The following is an 18,094-nucleotide window of genomic DNA, read 5'->3' on the forward strand; positions in this document are numbered from 1 at the left end:
GTCTACGTTGAGGCAACTCTCGTTCCCTCAGGACCCAACAGCGTGCCCGACCCGACTCATTGATCATGTGTTCCACGCCGAAGCAGTACTAACACTCACAACCAGCCGTGCCGAATAGTCAACGTTCCACCCATGAGCAACCAGCACCGGACATTCGCCGATGAACTGGCCCCTTGGACCGCCGAAACGGTCAAGAAGTGCTCCTTAGAAAGGAGGTGATCCAGCCGCACCTTCCGGTACGGCTACCTTGTTACGACTTCGTCCCAATCGCCAGTCCCACCTTCGACGACTCCCTCCCTTACGGGTTGGGCCATCGGCTTCGGGTGTTACCGACTTTCGTGACGTGACGGGCGGTGTGTACAAGGCCCGGGAACGTATTCACCGCAGCAATGCTGATCTGCGATTACTAGCAACTCCGACTTCATGGGGTCGAGTTGCAGACCCCAATCCGAACTGAGGCCGGCTTTTTGAGATTCGCTCCACCTTGCGGTATCGCAGCTCATTGTACCGACCATTGTAGCACGTGTGCAGCCCAAGACATAAGGGGCATGATGACTTGACGTCGTCCCCACCTTCCTCCGAGTTGACCCCGGCGGTCTCCTGTGAGTCCCCATCACCCCGAAGGGCATGCTGGCAACACAGAACAGGGGTTGCGCTCGTTGCGGGACTTAACCCAACATCTCACGACACGAGCTGACGACAGCCATGCACCACCTGTCACCCGACCACAAGGGGCGCACCATCTCTGATGCTTTCCGGGTGATGTCAAGCCTTGGTAAGGTTCTTCGCGTTGCGTCGAATTAAGCCACATGCTCCGCTGCTTGTGCGGGCCCCCGTCAATTCCTTTGAGTTTTAGCCTTGCGGCCGTACTCCCCAGGCGGGGAACTTAATGCGTTAGCTGCGGCACCGACGACGTGGAATGTCGCCAACACCTAGTTCCCAACGTTTACGGCGTGGACTACCAGGGTATCTAATCCTGTTCGCTCCCCACGCTTTCGCTCCTCAGCGTCAGTAATGGCCCAGAGATCCGCCTTCGCCACCGGTGTTCCTCCTGATATCTGCGCATTTCACCGCTACACCAGGAATTCCGATCTCCCCTACCACACTCTAGTCTGCCCGTATCGAATGCAGACCCGGGGTTAAGCCCCGGGCTTTCACATCCGACGTGACAGACCGCCTACGAGCTCTTTACGCCCAATAATTCCGGACAACGCTCGCACCCTACGTATTACCGCGGCTGCTGGCACGTAGTTAGCCGGTGCTTCTTCTGCAGGTACCGTCACTTGCGCTTCTTCCCTGCTGAAAGAGGTTTACAACCCGAAGGCCGTCATCCCTCACGCGGCGTCGCTGCATCAGGCTTTCGCCCATTGTGCAATATTCCCCACTGCTGCCTCCCGTAGGAGTCTGGGCCGTGTCTCAGTCCCAGTGTGGCCGGTCGCCCTCTCAGGCCGGCTACCCGTCGTCGCCTTGGTAGGCCATTACCCCACCAACAAGCTGATAGGCCGCGGGCTCATCCTGCACCGCCGGAGCTTTCAACCCCCTCCCATGCAGGAGAAGGTATTATCCGGTATTAGACCCCGTTTCCAGGGCTTGTCCCAGAGTGCAGGGCAGATTGCCCACGTGTTACTCACCCGTTCGCCACTGATCCACCCCGAAAGGCTTCACCGTTCGACTTGCATGTGTTAAGCACGCCGCCAGCGTTCGTCCTGAGCCAGGATCAAACTCTCCGTGAATGTTTACCCGTAATCGGGTTCGACACTCGCGTTGAGCGGAACCACCGGAGGAATAATCCGATGGTTCACAGCGTCCTCGCTGTGTTTTTCTTCAAAGGAACCACAACTCACCGAAGTGAGCCGGGGTTATCAACATATCTGGCGTTGACTTTTGGCACGCTGTTGAGTTCTCAAGGAACGGAAGCTTCCTTCGAGACCGTTTCACCGGCCCCTCCGGGCTTTCCCTTCGTTGTCCCCAGCTTAGCAGACCCGATTTCTCGTTTCCGCCACCCTCTGGAGGGGGCTTACCGTCCGGCTTTCGCTTTTCGGTGATTCCGACTCTACCAGACCCTTTCGGCCCTGATTTCCGGTCAGCTCCACCCCGCCTGAGCAGGGTATTCGCTGCTTGTCTTCGCGGCTGTTGGGCCGTTCCGACGAGTGAAACTTAGCGGATCTGCGCTGCCCGATCCAAATCGAGCAATTTCCGATCCTCATTCCGAAAACACGCACGAAAACGAGACGACATGCAGTCGTTCGTTCGAGTACCTGCTCTGGGATGGCTGCCTCGGGACCGACCTGGGTCGGCGTCCACCGCTGGGCAACTCGGAGAACACTACGGATCGACCTGACCGCTGTCAAACCACCTCAGTCGAGGTTCTGGAGCCGGCCGCCGGCGTCGGGCTGGGCGGCTTCGACACGACGGAGGAGCCGGGTGAGCATCTCGCCGAGCTGGGTGCGTTCGTCGGTCGAGAGGTCCTGGAGGAGGTCGTCCTCGAAGGCGGAGGCCATGCGCATGGTCTGGAGCCACTTGCTGCGGCCCTCGTCGGTGAGTTCGACGATGACGCGGACGCGGTTGGACTCGTCGCGCTCCCGGGTGACCAGACCCTCGGCGACCATGCGGTCGATGCGGTGGGTCATGGCCGCCGGGGTGAGGCCGAGGCGCTTGGCGAGGTCGCCGGGGCCGAGCCGGTAGGGGCGGCCGACGAGGACCAGGGCCTTGAGGACCTCCCACTCGGCGCTGCTGATGCCGACGGCGGACAGATGGCGGCCGTAGCCGACGTACATCCGGCGGTTCAGGCGGCCGAGAGCGGTGACGACCTTCTCGACCTGGGTGTCGACCTCCGGGTACTCGCGCTGGTAGATCGCGATCTGCTCGTCGAGATCCAGCTCGTGGGGGCTGCTGGAGGGGCCGTCCGCTGCGGTGGTCATGGGTCGAGTCTCCCACGTAAACCATTGGCACTAAAGACTTCCGGCATGTACAGTTTAGCTTCGAACTTTAACTTTGAAGTCTTCGAGATCGAGGACTACCAACCTAAGGGGTGAGTGTGACCACCGCGATGGGCGCAGCACTGCGCCGGATCCAGCTGGGGAACGCGCTGAGCGCGTTCGGCAACGGCTTCACCGTCCCGTATCTGTTCGTCTATGTGGCGCAGGTGCGGGGTCTGGGGGCGAGTACGGCGGGCGTGGTCCTGTCGGCGTTCGCCGTGGCCGCGCTTGCCGTGCTGCCGTTCACCGGCCGGACGATCGACCGGCGGGGGCCGCTGCCCGTGCTGCTGGCCGGTTCGTTGACGGCCGCGGTGGGCGTGATGGGCTTCGGGCTGGCGACGACCGCCCCGCTGGTGATCGCGGCGTCCGCGGTGATGGGCGCGGGGATCGCGGTCATGCAGCCTGCGCTGGCGACGCTCATCGTGTGGTGCTCCACACCGGGCACCCGCTCGCGCGCGTTCGCCATGCAGTTCTTCCTGGCCAACCTGGGTCTGGGCATCGGCGGGCTGATCGGCGGGCTGATGGTGGACACCTCGCACCCGGGGTCCTTCACGCTGCTGTTCACGATCGAGGCCGTGATGTTCCTGGTGCTGGGCGCGGTGGTGGCCACGGTGCGGCTGCCGAGGGTCGCCAGGATCGGCGACGCGCCGGTGGAGCGGACCGGCAACGGCTGGCGCGCGCTGTTCGCCGACCGGTCGATGGTGCAGCTGTGTGTGCTGGGCGCGGTGATGTTCTTCGCCTGTTACGGACAGTTCGAGTCCGGCCTGGCGGCCTTCGCGACCGAGGTCACGCGGGTCTCGACGTCGACGCTGGGCATCGCGCTGGCCGCGAACACCGCGGTCATCGTCATGGCGCAGTTCCTGATCCTGAGGACCGTGGAACGGCGGCGGCGCAGCCGGGTCATCGCAGCGGTCGGCCTGCTGTGGGCCGGCGCGTGGGTGGTGGCGGGCCTGTCGGGGCTGGTGCACGGGGCTCAGACGGTGGCCACGGCCCTGCTGGTCTCGACGTACGCGATCTTCGGGCTCGGTGAGGCGATGCTGTCGCCGACGGTGGCGCCGCTGGTGGCCGACCTGGCGCCGGCGCGGCTGGTCGGGCAGTACAACTCGGCCTTCGCCCTGGTCAAGCAGCTCGCGCTGGCGATCGGTCCGGCGGTGGGCGGCCTGATGGCGGGCGCCGGGCTGTACGGGGCGTACATCGTGATGCTGGTCGTGTGCTCGCTGGGCATCACCTGGCTGGCGCTGCGCATGGGGCGCAGCCTCGCCACCGCGCAGGACACGCCGCATCGTTCGGTGGTGGTCGCCTCGGGCGGGATGCCCGAGCCGGTCGCTGTCTGACGTCCGTGTCCGACGTTCGTGTCCGACGTTCCTGTCTTACGTTCCCGCCCGGGTTTCCGGCGGGAACGGGTCAGTTCTGCGGCAGCGCGAACTCGCACCAGACCGCCTTGCCACCGCCCGGTGTGCGCCGTGAGCCCCAGGCCGAGGCGATGGTGGCGATGATGGAGATGCCGCGCCCCGCCTCGTCGACCGGTTCCGCGCGCCTGCGCCGCGGCAGGTGGTCGTCGCCGTCGGTGACCTCGATGATGAGGCGGCGGTCGGTGCGGCGCAGTCGCAGCCGCATCGGCGGGACGCCGTGCTGCAGGGAGTTGGCGACCAGCTCGCTCGCGGCGAGGACGCCGAGGTCGACCAGCTCGACGGGGAATCGCCACGAGGCCAGGACGCCGGAGGCGAAGGCACGGGCGCGCGGGGCCGCCTCGATGCCGCCCAGCAGGTCGAGGGAGGCGTTGCGGAAGAGCTCCGCGTCGACGCCTTCGTGGTCGGGGTACTGCAGGACCAGCACGGCCACGTCGTCGTCGTGCTCGGAGGTGACGCCCAGGGCGCGCAGCAGCCGGTCGCAGATGACCGAGGGGGTGCCGGTGGCGCCCGCGAGGGCGTTGGTGAGGGCGGCGACGCCTTCGTCGATGTCCTCACCGCGGCGCTCGATGAGGCCGTCGGTGTAGAGCACGGCGGTCGATCCGGGGCCGAGGGGGATGGAGCCGGAGGTGTGCGTCCAGCCGCCGGTGCCCAACGGGGGGCCGGTGGGCTCGTCGGCCCGGTGGACGGTGCCCTCGGCGTCGCGCACGAGGATCGGCAGGTGGCCCGCGGTGGCGTACGAGAGCCGGGACTCGGTGGGGTCGTGGACGGCGTAGACGCAGGTCGCGATCTGGGTGGGGTCGATCTCGGCGGCGAGGCCGTCGAGGAGCTGGATGACCTCGTGCGGGGGCAGGTCGAGCCGGGCGTAGGCGCGTACCGCGGTGCGGAGCTGGCCCATGACTGCGGCGGCGCGGACGCCACGGCCCATGACGTCGCCGATGACCAGGGCGGTGCGGCCGGCGCCCAGGGTGATGACGTCGTACCAGTCGCCGCCGACCGCGGCGTCGGTGCCGCCGGGCTGGTAGGTGGCGGCCACCCGCAGGTCGTCGGGCTGTTCGAGCTCCTGGGGGAGCAGGCTGCGCTGGAGGGTCACCGCCGTGTCGTGGACGCGGCGCTCGCTCTCGCGCAGCCGCTCGGCGTACTGCACCTGGTCCGTGACGTCGGCGGCGAAGACCAGTACGCCGCCGTCGCCCGCGGCCGCCTGGACGGGGGTGCAGGTGAAGGTGAAGTAGCCCTGGCGGGTGTCGGTGGCGACGCGGCGGGCCTTGACGGTGCGGGGCTTGCCGCTCCGGTAGACCTGGTCCATCAGCGGGAGCAGGCCCAGTTCGGCGAGTTCGGGGAGGGCCTCGCGGGCGGGCTCGCCGGGGGTGCGGGGGCCGAAGACGTCGGCGTAGGCGTCGTTGACGTAGCCGATCCGGTGGGCGGGACCGTAGGTGACGGCGATCAGCGCGGGGACCTGGCCGAGCATGTCGTGAACGGACAGCGCGGCGAGGCCGTGGGCCGCCTCGTCGGCGCGGTCGGGGTGCGCGGCGTGCTCGGCGGGGCCGCCGTTTCTGCCGCGCGCGGCCGGGACCGCGCCGCCGGTGGCGGACAGCGGTCCGGTGGCGGTGGCGGTGGCGGCGTTGCGTCGCTGTGTTCCGGGGAGCCGGGCGCTCCAGCGTGTGAGGTTCACAGCCGGTCGCCTCGCGGACGCTCGCCTCGCGATGTCATGGCCTGGGCTTCGATTGAGTGCAGCAAACGTCCGATTCCTCGCAATTGTCACTCTTTGCAGATGCTGACGCACGCATGGTCACCCGCCCAGTGTGGCCGACCCGTCGCTCCGGGGGAATCGGCGGCCGTGTCCGCACTGCTTGTCAGGGCGCGTCGGGTTTGCGGCCCAGGCCCGCGGCGAGCTCGAACTCGGCGCGCGGGTGCTCCAGGGAGCCGAGCGAGACGATCTCACGCTTGAAGAGCCCGGAGAGGATCCATTCGGCCAGGACGCGGGCCTTGCGGTTGAAGGTCGGCACCCGGCTGAGGTGGTAGGCGCGGTGCATGAACCAGGCGGGATAGCCCTTGACCTTGCGGCCGTAGAGGTACGCCACGCCCTTGTGCAGCCCGAGCGAGGCGACCGAGCCGACGTACCTGTGCCGGTACCGGGTCAACGGCTCGCCGCGCAGCGTGGCGGTGATGTTGTCGGCGAGGACCCTGGCCTGGCGTACGGCGTGCTGCGCGTTGGGCGCGGTGACGGCGTCCGGATCGGACGAGGTCAGGTCCGGGACGGCTGCGGCGTCACCGGCCGCCCAGGCGCCCTCGGTTCCCTCGATGCGCAGCTCGGCGGTGCACTTCAGCCGGCCGCGTTCGTTGACGGGCAGGTCGGTGCGGCCGAGGACGGGATGCGGCTTGACGCCGGCGGTCCACACCAGCGTCCGGGTGGGGAAGCGCGAGCCGTCGCTGAGGGCGGCGACGCGGTTGTCGACGGACTCCAGCCGGGTGCCGAGGCGGATGTCGACGTTGCGGCCGCGCAGCTCGCTGACGGCGTAGCGGCCCATCTCCTCACCGACCTCGGGGAGGATCCGGTCGGTGGCCTCGACCAGGATCCACTTCAGGTCCTCGGGGACCAGGTTGTGGTAGTAGCGGACGGCGTAGCGGGCCATGTCCTCCAGCTCGCCGAGGGCTTCCACGCCCGCGTAGCCGCCGCCGACGAAGACGAAGGTCAGGGCCGCGTCACGGACCTCGACGTCGCGGGTGGCCGAGGCGATGTCGAGCTGTTCCAGGACGTGGTTGCGCAGCCCGATGGCCTCCTCGACGGTCTTGAAGCCAATGCCGTGCTCGGCCAGGCCCGGGACGGGCAGGGTGCGCGAGACCGAGCCGGGGGCGAGGACCAGTTGGTCGTAGCCGATCTCGATGTCGCCGGAACCCTTTTCCTCGGTGGCGAGGGTGGAGACGGTCGCGACGCGCTTGGCGTGGTCGATGCCGTGGGCCTCGCCGATGACGAGTCTGCAGCGGTCCAGGACCCTGCGCAGCGGGACGACGACATGCCGCGGTGAGATGGACCCGGCGGCCGCTTCGGGGAGGAAGGGCTGATAGGTCATGTAGGGCTGCGGCTCGACGACGACGATCTCCGCCTCGCCCCGGGCGATCTTGAGCTGCTTCTGCAGGCGCAGCGCGGTGTACATCCCGACGTATCCGCCGCCGACGACCAGGATCCGGGGAGTCTCCGGCTCTTTGAGTGGGCCCATCGCTCCATGAGGCATGCGGTGGCAGGGGTTTGTCCACAGGGCGGACGCCCCGGGATTGCCTGATGTCGGTGCGACGGCCCATGCTGGACAGGTGGGAGAGAGGCATAGGGGGGCAAGGCCAACCAGTCGGGCGGATACTCCGATCGTGGGGCGACGACCCTCTTCTTTCTTGACCAATGCTCAACTATGTTCGTAACTCGTCGGGGTGCGTTCGTCGTGCGCCGGCGATCATGGGGTGGGGAAGTCTCCGGGGGGAGACGTCATTACCGGGGGATACACATATGCGCATTCAGGACCCTCATTGGGCGACGGCGGCGGCAGTGGACACGATGGCGGGCGCGAACGGCGGCGGGGGCGGCAGGCCCGCTCCACTGCGGGTGGACGCCCAGCGGAATCTGGAACACGTGCTGCGCGCCGCGCGCGAGGTATTCGGTGAGCTCGGCTACGGGGCTCCGATGGAGGACGTGGCACGCCGCGCCCGGGTCGGGGTCGGCACCGTCTACCGGCGGTTCCCGAGCAAGGACGTACTGGTCAGGCGGATCGCCGAGGAGGAGACCGCGCGGCTGACCGAGCAGGCGCGGACCGCGCTCGGACAGGAGCACGAGGCCTGGCCCGCGCTGTCGCGTTTTCTGCGGACGTCGGTGGCCTCGGGTGCCGGACGGCTGCTGCCGCCGCAGGTGCTGCGGCCGATGCCGGCCACCGACGAGACCCGGGTGCCCCAGCAGCGTGGGGCGGCCGAGGAGGCCGGCGCTTCCTCGGGTTCGGGTGTCACGGCACTGCTGGAGGTGGTCGGGCAGTTGGTGGACCGGGCCCGGGCGGCGGGTGAGCTGCGTGGTGACGTGTCGGTGGCGGATGTGCTGCTGGTGATAGCCACCGCCGCGCCCGCGCTGCCGGATCCGGTGCACCAGGCGGCGGCTTCGGCGCGGTTGCTGGACATCCTGCTGGACGGCCTGCGGTCCCGGCCGGCGGCATAAGGCGGCATAAAGGCGTTCCGTATTCACTGCTCCGTTCGAGTGGTGGGCAGCGTCCGGGGTGGCGAAACCCCCCGGACGAGTGGTTCCGCGTCACACGGGGCGGTCGGCCGGAATGGCTGTGCCAGGCTGTGCGCCGTGGACGAGGGAATCGGCGGGCCCCAACAGCCCCGGGAGCCCGGACAGTTCGGGCAGCCGGGGCCCGGGGCCGCCGCCGAGGCGGGCGAGGGCCTGCCGGCGCGGGGGCGCGTACCGGGGCAGCGTGAGCCGGGCCGGTGCGAGCCGGGCCGGTGCGAGCCGGGCCGGCAGCCGCTGGGGACCGATCCGGCCCGGGTGCCGGCGCAGGACTGCGGCGGCGAGGGGTTGGACACCGCGCCGCTGCCGGACGCCGAGCTCGTCACACGGGTGCGCGGCGGTGACGGCACCGCGTACGAGGAGCTGTACCGACGGCACGCCGACGCCGTACGGCGCTATGCGCGAAGCTGTTGCCGCGACGGGTACACCGCCGAGGACCTCACCGGCGAGGTCTTCGCACGCACCCTGCAGGCGATCCGGGGCGGCAGCGGGCCCGATGTGGCGGTGCGGGCGTATCTGCTGACGACGGTGCGGCGGGTCGCCGCGGCCTGGGGCAACACCGCCAGGCGCGAGCAACTGGTCGACGACTTCGCGCTCTTCGCGGTGTCGGCGGCCGGGTCGTCCACGAACGAGGGCTCGCGTTACGGGTCCGGGTCCGGGCTGGATGTGGGCGCGGACGTACGTGCCCTGCACGAGGCCGAGCAGTCGCTGGCCATCCGGGCCTTCCGTACGCTGCCCGAGCGCTGGCAGGCGGTGCTCTGGCACACGGCGGTGGAGGAGGAGTCGCCCAGCGAGATCGCCCCGCTGCTGGGGCTGACCGCGAACGCCACGGCGGTCCTCGCGCACCGGGCGCGGGAGGGGCTGCGGCAGGCGTATCTGCAGGCACATGTCTCCGCGACGCTGACAGCGGAGGCCTCCTGCGCCCGGTACGCCGACCGGTTGGGCGCGTACGCGCGCGGCGGCCTGCGGATGCGGGCCGACCGGGAGCTGCGCAAGCACCTGGAGGAATGCCCGAAGTGCCGGCTGGCGGCCGCCGAGCTGGCCGACGTCAACGCGGCGCTGAAGGGGCTGCTGCCGGTCGCGGTCATCGGGTGGTTCGCGACCGCGTACGCGGCCAAGGCCGCCGGGATCGTGGCAGGTGGTGCCACCGCCGCAGGCGCGGGGGCGGTCGCGGGGGCCGCCGGGGCCGCCGCGGCCAAGGGCGGTGGCGCGGCCGCCGCCGAGGGCGCCGGCGCTCCGGTGAAGGCCGGGCTCGCGGCGGGGATCGTCGTGACGGCGGCCGGGGTGGCACTGGCCCTCGCGCTGACCGGCGCGGGGGACAGGGCGCCGGCGAAGGCGCCACCCGCGGCGGCCCCGGCCGCCGACGCGCCGTCCGCCGACGTCCCGTCGAGGACGCCGAAGCCCCCGGCAGGACCGGCGCCGGTCCGGGAGGCGGCGGCGCCTTCCCCCGCACCCGCCCCGAGCCCCGCCCCGGCCAGGAAGGCGTCGCCGGCGCCGCCGCCCTCCGGGCCCCCGTCCGTACAGCCCGAGCCCACCCCGACGCCATCGCCCATGCCCACTCCGACGCCCAGCCCGGCGCCGGAGGTCTACCGGGTCGGCCGGCTCGGCTACGACCCCCTCGGCAACGCCTCCGAGCCCACGATCCGTACCGGGGACCGGGTCTGGCAGCGCCGGGGCCCGGGTATCGGCGGCACCCGGTACGACCACGGCGTCACCGTCACCACGCCGTCGTCGGTCACCATCGACCTCAACCGTTCCTGCACCTCGTACGACGCCCTCGCCGGGATCGACGACCTGGCGCCGGGCCTGGGCGCGGCCCGCTTCTCGGTCTACGGCGACGGCACCCGCCTCTGGCGGTCCGGCGTCGTCCGGGGCGGTGACGCGGCGGTGCCGGTGCATGTGCCGCTGGCCGGGCGCGGCACGCTCCGGCTGGTGGTGGAGGCGGTGGACGTTCCCCAGCCGGTGAATGTGGCGGACTGGGCGATGTCCCGGATCAGCTGCGGCCCGGGGTAGGGACCTCGCAGGCGGCGTCGGCGGCGCAGGCCTCGGCTTCGGCGGCGGCTTCGGTTTCGGTTTCGGTTTCGGTTTCGGGGGCTTCGGGGGCGGCGGCTTCGGTGTCCGCGTCCGCGCCGGTGTCCCTCGCCACCTGCTCCAGGACGCGGAGGAAGGTCTCGGAGTCCTGCCCGCCCTGGACCGCCCACCGGCCCTCGAAGACGAAGGTGGGCACGGCGGTGATGCCCAGCTCGCGCGCCTCGTCGAGCTGGGCGAGGACCTCGTCGAGCCCTTCCTCGCCGGCCAGGAAGACCGCGGCGCGCTCCCGGTCGAGCCCGGACTCGGCGGCCAGCGAGGCGAGGGCGGCGCGGTCACCGATGTCGGCGCCCTCCGCGAAGTGGGCGGTGAGCAGGCGGTCCTTGAGGCGGCCCTGCACGGCGGGACCGTAGGCGGTCAGGGCGTGCCACAGCAGCCGGTGGGCGAGGAGGGTGTTGTTCTCCAGGACACGGTCGAAGTCGAAGGGGAGGCCTTCGGCGCGGCCGAGTTCGACCAGGCGGGCGTCCATGGCCTCGGACTGGGGGCCGTAGCGGGCGGTGAGGTAGGCGCGGTGCGGCTCGGGCTGCTCGCTCTTGTCGGGGACCAGCTGGTAGGGCCGGTAGACCACCTCGACGGAGTCGGCCTGCGGGAAGGCGGCGAGCGCCCGCTCGAAGCGGCGCTTGCCGACGTAGCACCAGGGGCAGGCGATGTCGCTGTAGATCTCGACCTTCACGGCTGGCTCACTCATTCCTCGACGATTGAAAGCTCAAGGACACGGTACGCCCCCGCCGCGTCCAGCGCCCGGCCCTCCTCACGGGCCGCCTCGTACCCCGCATCGCCCAGCGCGCCGCGCGCCGCGGCCTCGGCGACGGCGAGCTCCCGTACCTCCGGCACCGAACGGGGCAGGGGGCCCCGCAGAGCGTCGGCCGCGCCGTGCAGCCGCGCGGCCCGCGCCGGGTGGCCGAGGCCGACCAGGACGGCGGCGGCAGGTTCGATGATCGCGGCGAGAGAGGCCTCCGAGATGACGACGCTGCCGAGGCTGGAGTGCAGCGCCGCGGTGAAACCGGCCAGGGCGCCGTGCGGATCCCCCTCGGCGGCCACGACGGCGGCGTTCAGGACAGCCAGCAGGACGTCGAACATCGGCGGCGGTGTCCCCAGCGTGGCCTGGCCGTGGGCGAGTTCGCACAGCTCGCGGGCCCGGGTGGGGTCGCCGTCGTCGAGGGCGAGCTGCGCGAAGAGGTAGTGGATGTAGGTGCGGGCGTCGTGGACGCCGTAGCGCTCGGCCTCGTCCATGGCCTCCCGGAGCAGTTTGGCCGCGCCGTCGCGGTCGCCCGCCCGGCGGGCCACCTCGCCCATCCGGGCGACCAGGAGCGGCCCTTCACCGTGCGCCCCCAGCTCCTCCCCCAGCCGCCGCGCGGCCTCCAGGTCGGCCTGGGCCCGGGCGTACTGACCACGTGTGAACTGGATCTCGGCGCTCACCCCGTGCACCTGCGCACGCAGCCAGCGGTCGCCGACGCCCTCGCTGAGGGCCAGCAGCTCGGGCCAGTCGGCGTCGGCGTGCGCCATACCGCCGGGGGTGTCGATGGCGATGTGGGTACGGAACAGCAGCGCGGCGGCGACCTCCCAGTCACCGCCGTGCGAACGGCAGTTGGCCACCAGCTCCTCCGGTTGACCAGGCATCAGGGAGTAGTCGCCGAGGATGAAGGCGCAGAAGGGCCAGAGCAGTCCGGGGAAGCGGGCGCCGTGCGCGCCGGGGGAGCGGTAGACCTCGAGGAGGCGACGGGCCATGACGCGGATTCGCTCGCCGGAGGACGCGTCCTGGAGGAGGTTGTCGCTCTTGACGAACACATCGAGCAGCCGCAGATCCATCCGGGGCCAGAAGCCGGGGTCGTCCGGGTCGTCGGGGACGTCGCCGAGCGCGATGACCCGGTCGAGCCACACCGTGGCATCGTCGCGGTAGCTGCGCAGCCACCAGAACCAGCCCATGGCCAGGACGATGGCGATCGCGTCGTCCTCCTCGTGCCGCTCGACCGTACGCTGCAGCGCGGCACGGATGTTGTCGAGGTCGGCCTCCACGCGTTCCGCCCACAGGAGCTGGTCGGGGCCGCGCAGCAGCCGGTCGGCGGTGCGGGCGAACTCGCGGTAGTGGGCGGTGTGCCGGGCGGCGGCGCGGGCGAGGTCGTCGGGGGTGGCCGCGGCCTGCTCGGCGGCGTACTCGTGGATGGTCTCCAGCATCCGGTAGCGGACCTCGGCCGGATCCGGTGAACGGACCGGGACGATGAGCGACTTGTCGATGAGCCTGCCCAGCAGCGTCAGCGTGTCGGGCTCGCCGATCACCTCCTCGGCGGCGGCGAGCGTGCAGCCGCCGGCGAAGACGCTGAAACGGCGCAGCACGGTGCGTTCGTCCTTGTCCAGCAGGTCCCAGCTCCAGTCGACGACCGCGCGCAGCGTCTGCTGGCGCGGCAGGAGCGTACGGCTGCCGCCGGCCAGCAGGCGGAAGCGGTTGTCCAGGCGGTCGGCGATCTGGTGCGGGGTGAGCATCCGCAGCCGGGCCGCGGCCAGTTCGATGGCGAGCGGCAGACCGTCCAGGCGGCGGCAGATCTCGTCGACGGCCTGCGCATGCGGCGCCAGGTCGAAGCCGGGCCGCGCGGCGGCCGCCCGGTCGGCGAAGAGCCGCCGCGCGGTGGGCGGGGTGAGCGGCTCGACCGGGCGTACGGCTTCGCCGGGCACGCCCAGCGGTTCGCGGCTGGTGGCGAGGATGGTCAGGCCGGGGCAGGCGGCGAGAAGGGCGTCCGCGAGGGTGGCCGCCGCGCCGATGACGTGCTCGCAGTTGTCCAGCACCAGCAGCAGGCTGCGCCGCCGGCAGTGCTCGATGATGCGGGCGGTGGCGTCGGCCGGCTCGTGGGACGTGCCCGTACGGGCCTCCATCCCGGCCGCGAAGACATTGGTGTCCCGGCGGCCCAGCGCGGTGAGCACGGCGCCGGGGACGGCGGCGGGGTGGTCCAGCGGGGCGAGTTCGGCGAGCCAGGTGCCGTCCGGGAAGGCGGGGGCGGCTTCGGGGGCGGCCACGGACACGGATGGGGATGGAGATGGAGATGCGGCGCCCCGCGCGGCCTCGTAGGCCAGCCGGGTCTTGCCGGAGCCGCCGGGACCGGTCAGCGTGATCAGCCGGGAGCCGGCCATACCGGCCCGCAGCGCGCGCAGTTCGCTCTCCCGGCCGACGAAGGTGGTGAGCCGGGCCCGCAGATTGCCGGGCGCGGCGGGCGGTGCCGCCGATGGGCGCGGCGAAGGCGGCTCCGGCGGCTCTGCCGCCCGCAGCAACTCGCCGTACAGGGAACGCAGTTCCGGGCCCGGATCGGTGCCCAGACGGTCGGCGAGGGCCTCCCGGGCCTCTTCGTAGGCCATCAGCGCGTCCGCCGCCCGGCCCGTCGCGCGCAGCGCGCGTATCAACTGCGCCCGGAACGGCTCGTGCAGCGGGTGCTCCGCGACCAGCCCGCGCAGCTGCGGCAGTACGTCGGCGGCTCTGCCGAGCGCGAGTTCGGCGTCGATCCGGCGCTGGGTGGCCGTCATGCGCAGCGCTTCGGGGCGGGCGGCCGCGGCGCCCCGGTCCGGCAGGTCCGCCAGCGCCGGGCCGCGCCACAGAGCGAGAGCCGTACGGAGGACGGCGGCGGCGGTCTGCGGGTCGCGGTGGGTGTCGAGGGCGGCGACGCCCTCCCGGACGAGGCGTTCGAAGCTGTGCAGGTCGATGTCGTCCGGCACGGCCAGCAGCCGGTACCCGGCGGGCGTCGAGGCGATCGTCTCCTTGCCGAGGGCACGGCGCAGCCGGGACACCAGCGCCTGGAGCGCGCCCGGCGCGTCAGCGGGCGGTTCGTCGTCCGGGCCGCCCCACACATCGCCGATCAACGCCTCGACGGACACCGCGTGCGGCGTGCGCAGCGCGAGCGCGGTCAGCAGCGCGCGCAGCCGGCTCCCCCTGAGGGGGACCGGACCGCCGTCGGGACTTCGCACCTCGGTCGCGCCGAGGATCAGATACCGCACGTCGCCCATTCTCGCGGGCGGCCACGGACCGCGCCGGGAATTGTCCGCCCGGCGGCAGCGGTCACCGGGGCGGCTGGCCGCGGCCGCGACGGCGGCGGTCGGAGGGGTCGTCGTCCTCGTGGGGGCCGAGAAGTTCGTCGGCGAGCGAGGGCAGGTCGTCGAGGGGGGTCTCCTCGGCCCAGGAGGGGCGGGGACGGCGGGCGGGAGGCTCGGGGACGGCGGGAAGCTCGCGGGTGCGGTCGTCGCCGGAACCGGGGTGGAAGAAGTCGGAGGGGATCCGGTCCGTGGGGGCCTCGCCCGTGCGCGGCAGGACGGCGGTCTCGTCGGCGTCCCGCGCAGCGCCACCTTCGCGTACCGACGGCAGCACGGCGGTCTCGTCGGTCGGCGCGGCCGGGGGCACCGACGGCAGCACGGCGGTCTCGGCCGCGTCGGCCACGTCGGGCGCGGGCCGGCGCCGGGGCTCGGGCTCCGGCTTCCGCAGCCGGTCGGGCTCGGGCTTCCGCAGCCGCTCCGGCTCCGGCTCGGACTTCCGCAGCCGGTCAGGCTCGGATTCCGGCCGGACCGGCGGGAGGACTGCGGTCTCGGCCACATCCGGTGCCGGGACCTCGACGGTCTCGCCGGCATCCTCAGGGCCGCCCTCGGCGGGGTCGACGCGCGGCACCTCGACGGTCCGCGTCGCCTCGGCGGCCGCCAGCCGGGCCTGCTCGGCGCGCAGCAGCGCCTCCTCGGCCTTGCGCTGCTTCTCCAGGCGGCGTTCCTGCGCCTCGGCGCGCAGGCGGCTCTCCTCCTCGGCCTGACGACGGAGCCGTTCCTGTTCCTGGCGGTGGACTCGTTCCTGCTCCTCGCGGCGCAGGCGCTCCTCCTCGGCGAGCAGCCGGGCCTCCTCGGCGCGCAGCCGGGCGGCCTCGGCCTCGCGCTCCTCCGCCTCGCGCAGCGCGGCCTCCTCGACGAGCCGCTTGCGCTCCGCCTCCTCCGCCCGGAGCTTCACCAGCTGGGCCTCGCGTTCGCGCTCCAGCCGCTCCTGTTCGGCCTTGCGGGCGGCTTCCTCCTCGGCCTGGCGGCGGATCTCCGCCTCGGCCGCCCGGCGGGCCTCCTCGCGGGCCTCGATCTCCTTCTCCGACATCGGCAGGACCTGGTCGAGCCGGTGCCGTACGACGGTGGTCACCGCCTCCGGCTCCTGGCCGGCGTCGACGACGAGATAACGGGCCGGGTCGGCGGCGGCGAGCGTCAGGAATCCGGACCGTACGCGCTGGTGGAACTCGGCGGGCTCGGACTCCAGGCGGTCCGGGGCCTCGGTGAAGCGCTCACGGGCGGTCTCCGGGGAGACGTCGAGCAGGACCGTCAGATGCGGTACGAGACCGTCGGTGGCCCAGCGCGAGATGCGGGCGACCTCGGTCGGGGCGAGATCGCGGCCGGCGCCCTGGTAGGCCACGGAGGAGTCGATGTAGCGGTCGGAGATGACGACGGCACCGCGTTCGAGGGCGGGGCGTACGACGGAGTCGATGTGCTCGGCGCGGTCGGCCGCGTACAGCAGGGCCTCGGCGCGGTGCGAGAGCCCGGCGGAGGAGACGTCGAGCAGGATCGAACGCAGCCGCTTGCCGACGGCGGTCGCGCCGGGCTCTCGGGTGACGACGACCTCGTGGCCCTTGTCCCGTATCCAGTCGGCGAGCGCCTCGACCTGGGTGGACTTGCCGGCGCCGTCGCCGCCCTCGACGGCGATGAAGAAGCCGCCGGCGGCCGGGGCCTGGAGCGGGTCGCCGCCGCGCAGCGCCTCGCGCAGGTCGCGGCGGAGCGGAACGCCCTGGCGGTCGTCGGTCTTGCCGAGGACCACCGCGGCGACCGGCAGCAGCAGCGCGCCGACCAGCATCAGCGCGTACGCGGCTCCGCCGTGGTCGAAGGTGAAGGAACCGTTCGCCACCCGGTGCCGCCCGATCACCCCGGCGAGCAGGGGCGCGACGACGGCGGCCAGCGCCAGGAAGACCCGCACGACGGCGTGCAGATGCTCGGTGGTGCGGGCCCGGCCGGACTCCTCGGCCTCCTGGTCGACAAGGGTGTGGCCGGTGTTGGCGGTGATGCCGGCGGCGGTGCCCGCGAGCAGCGACAGCAGCAGGACCGTCGTGGGATCCGGGACGATGCCGCAGAGCAGCACCGCCAGCCCGGTCGCCGCGATGGCCAGCGCGAACAGCCGGCGCCGCGACAGCGCCGGGAGGGTACGCGGCGCGAGCCGGATGCCCAGCACCGGTCCCGCGGTCAGGGCCAGTACGAGCAGCCCGTAGCCGACCGGGCCGCCACCGAGGTCGGCGGCGTGCAGCACGGCCAGCGCCACCGCCGCGGCGATGGCCCCGGCGACCGCGGCCGTGGCCAGGACCAGCAGCGGGATGGCCCCGGTACGGCCGCGCTGCTCGGGCAGCCGCAGGCCCTCCAGGGGCGACCGGGGGCGAATGCTCTTCGACCCGGGCAGTTCGAGGAAGTACAGGACGGCGATCGAGGACGAGAACAGCCCCGCGGCGGCATAGGAGGCCAGCGCCACCTGGTGGGCGCCGAACCAGCTCACGCCGACCGCCAGCAGATTGCCGACCAGCGTGATCGTGACCAGCGCGGCGGCCGCGATCGGCAGGGCGGCGAATCCGGTCCGCAGGTCGAGGCGGCGCAGGGCGTCCAGGTGGTCAGGGACCGGCCGCACCACGCCGTCACCGGGCGCGGGCGCCGGCAGCAGGGCGGGGGCGGCGCCGTCCTTGGCGACCGTCCATACGCGTTCCCCGACGCCCGTGACGAACACGGTGGCCAGCAGCCAGACGACGGCGGAGGCGCCCACCCAGTCGATCCACAGCGGCGCGACGATCAGCAGCGCGAGGCGGATCCCGTCGGCGCCGATCATCGTCCACCGGCGGTCGAGGGGGCCCTGCGGAGCGGTCATCGAGCTGAGCGGGCCCAGCAGGACCGCGCCGAAGAGCAGGGTGGCGAGCAGCCGGGCGCCGAACACGGCGGCGACGGCGAACGCCGCTCCGCGGTATCCGCCGCCGAAGGACTGCGCCACGACCGCGGCCTGCACGGTCAGCACGACCAGCGCGAGCATTCCCAGGCGGTCGGCGATCGCTCCGGTGAAGTGCGCCCCCCACAACTTCCGCAGTTGCGGGATCTTCAGCAGCGCCCCCACCGCACGCTCCCGTGAGTCCGCGGCGAGGTCGCCCGCGAAGCCCTCGGGCACGTCAGTCGTCGACTGGTGGTGCTGCTGGTGCTGGTCGTGTTCGGCCGGCTGCTCCGATCGCGTCATTGCGCCAGCCTATCCGGACCCGGCACACTCCCGACGCCCCGCCCGAACATGCGGACGGGAGCGGGTTACTGCGGCCACCGGACGGACCCCGGTGAACCGCACG

The 18,094-nt window shown here is 72.0% G+C and carries 9 protein-coding genes and 1 rRNA gene; 3 read left to right on the forward strand and 7 right to left on the reverse strand.

Annotation, left to right across the window (positions count from 1 at the left end; all coding sequences use genetic code 11):
• Nucleotides 1–208 precede the first annotated feature (208 nt).
• Together RWE79_RS18480 and RWE79_RS18485 are read right to left on the reverse strand one after the other, a co-directional pair.
• Nucleotides 209–1,733 (reverse strand): 16S ribosomal RNA (locus RWE79_RS18480).
• A gap of 624 nt (nt 1,734–2,357) precedes the next feature.
• A complete protein-coding gene (locus tag RWE79_RS18485; RefSeq protein WP_475941181.1) occupies nt 2,358–2,921 on the reverse strand; it encodes a MarR family winged helix-turn-helix transcriptional regulator in 564 nt (187 codons plus the stop codon).
• 116 nt (nt 2,922–3,037) lie between these two features.
• Here RWE79_RS18485 and RWE79_RS18490 point away from each other — a divergent pair, with 116 nt between their 5' ends.
• Nucleotides 3,038–4,312: an MFS transporter gene (locus RWE79_RS18490; RefSeq protein ID WP_475941182.1), complete on the forward strand. Its 1,275-nt coding sequence runs from the start codon at nt 3,038–3,040 to the stop codon at nt 4,310–4,312.
• A 70-nt stretch (nt 4,313–4,382) separates the two neighbouring features.
• Here RWE79_RS18490 and RWE79_RS18495 read toward each other — a convergent pair whose 3' ends face one another.
• Entirely contained in the window at nt 4,383–6,059 is a 1,677-nt protein-coding gene (locus RWE79_RS18495; protein ID WP_475941183.1) for an ATP-binding SpoIIE family protein phosphatase, read from the reverse strand.
• A gap of 181 nt (nt 6,060–6,240) precedes the next feature.
• Nucleotides 6,241–7,605 (reverse strand): NAD(P)/FAD-dependent oxidoreductase, encoded by a 1,365-nt coding sequence (locus RWE79_RS18500; RefSeq protein WP_475941184.1) that lies wholly within the window; start codon nt 7,603–7,605, stop codon nt 6,241–6,243.
• 281 nt (nt 7,606–7,886) lie between these two features.
• On the opposite strand from RWE79_RS18500, the gene RWE79_RS18505 reads away from it, so the two are divergent.
• Entirely contained in the window at nt 7,887–8,579 is a 693-nt protein-coding gene (locus tag RWE79_RS18505) for a TetR/AcrR family transcriptional regulator (protein WP_475941185.1), read from the forward strand.
• Between the two features lie 135 nt (nt 8,580–8,714).
• Nucleotides 8,715–10,664, forward strand: coding sequence for a sigma-70 family RNA polymerase sigma factor (locus RWE79_RS18510; protein ID WP_475941186.1), 1,950 nt, complete (start codon nt 8,715–8,717; stop codon nt 10,662–10,664).
• Here RWE79_RS18510 and RWE79_RS18515 read toward each other — a convergent pair.
• The 3 genes from RWE79_RS18515 to tmk form a co-directional block, all read right to left on the reverse strand.
• The gene (locus tag RWE79_RS18515; RefSeq protein WP_475941187.1) at nt 10,645–11,427 is read right to left on the reverse strand and encodes a DsbA family oxidoreductase; all 783 of its coding nucleotides are present in this window, start codon (nt 11,425–11,427) and stop codon (nt 10,645–10,647) included. The two genes, RWE79_RS18510 and RWE79_RS18515, sit on opposite strands and share 20 nt — an antisense overlap.
• Nucleotides 11,424–14,717 (reverse strand): AfsR/SARP family transcriptional regulator, encoded by a 3,294-nt coding sequence (locus RWE79_RS18520; protein ID WP_475941188.1) that lies wholly within the window; start codon nt 14,715–14,717, stop codon nt 11,424–11,426. Before RWE79_RS18520 ends, RWE79_RS18515 begins: the two co-directional genes overlap by 4 nt.
• A gap of 61 nt (nt 14,718–14,778) precedes the next feature.
• Nucleotides 14,779–17,991, reverse strand: a complete 3,213-nt coding sequence (gene tmk, locus RWE79_RS18525; RefSeq protein ID WP_475941189.1) for a dTMP kinase — start codon at nt 17,989–17,991, stop codon at nt 14,779–14,781.
• Nucleotides 17,992–18,094: the final 103 nt, after the last annotated feature.

It is taken from the genome of Streptomyces sp. RLA131 (assembly GCF_056270125.1).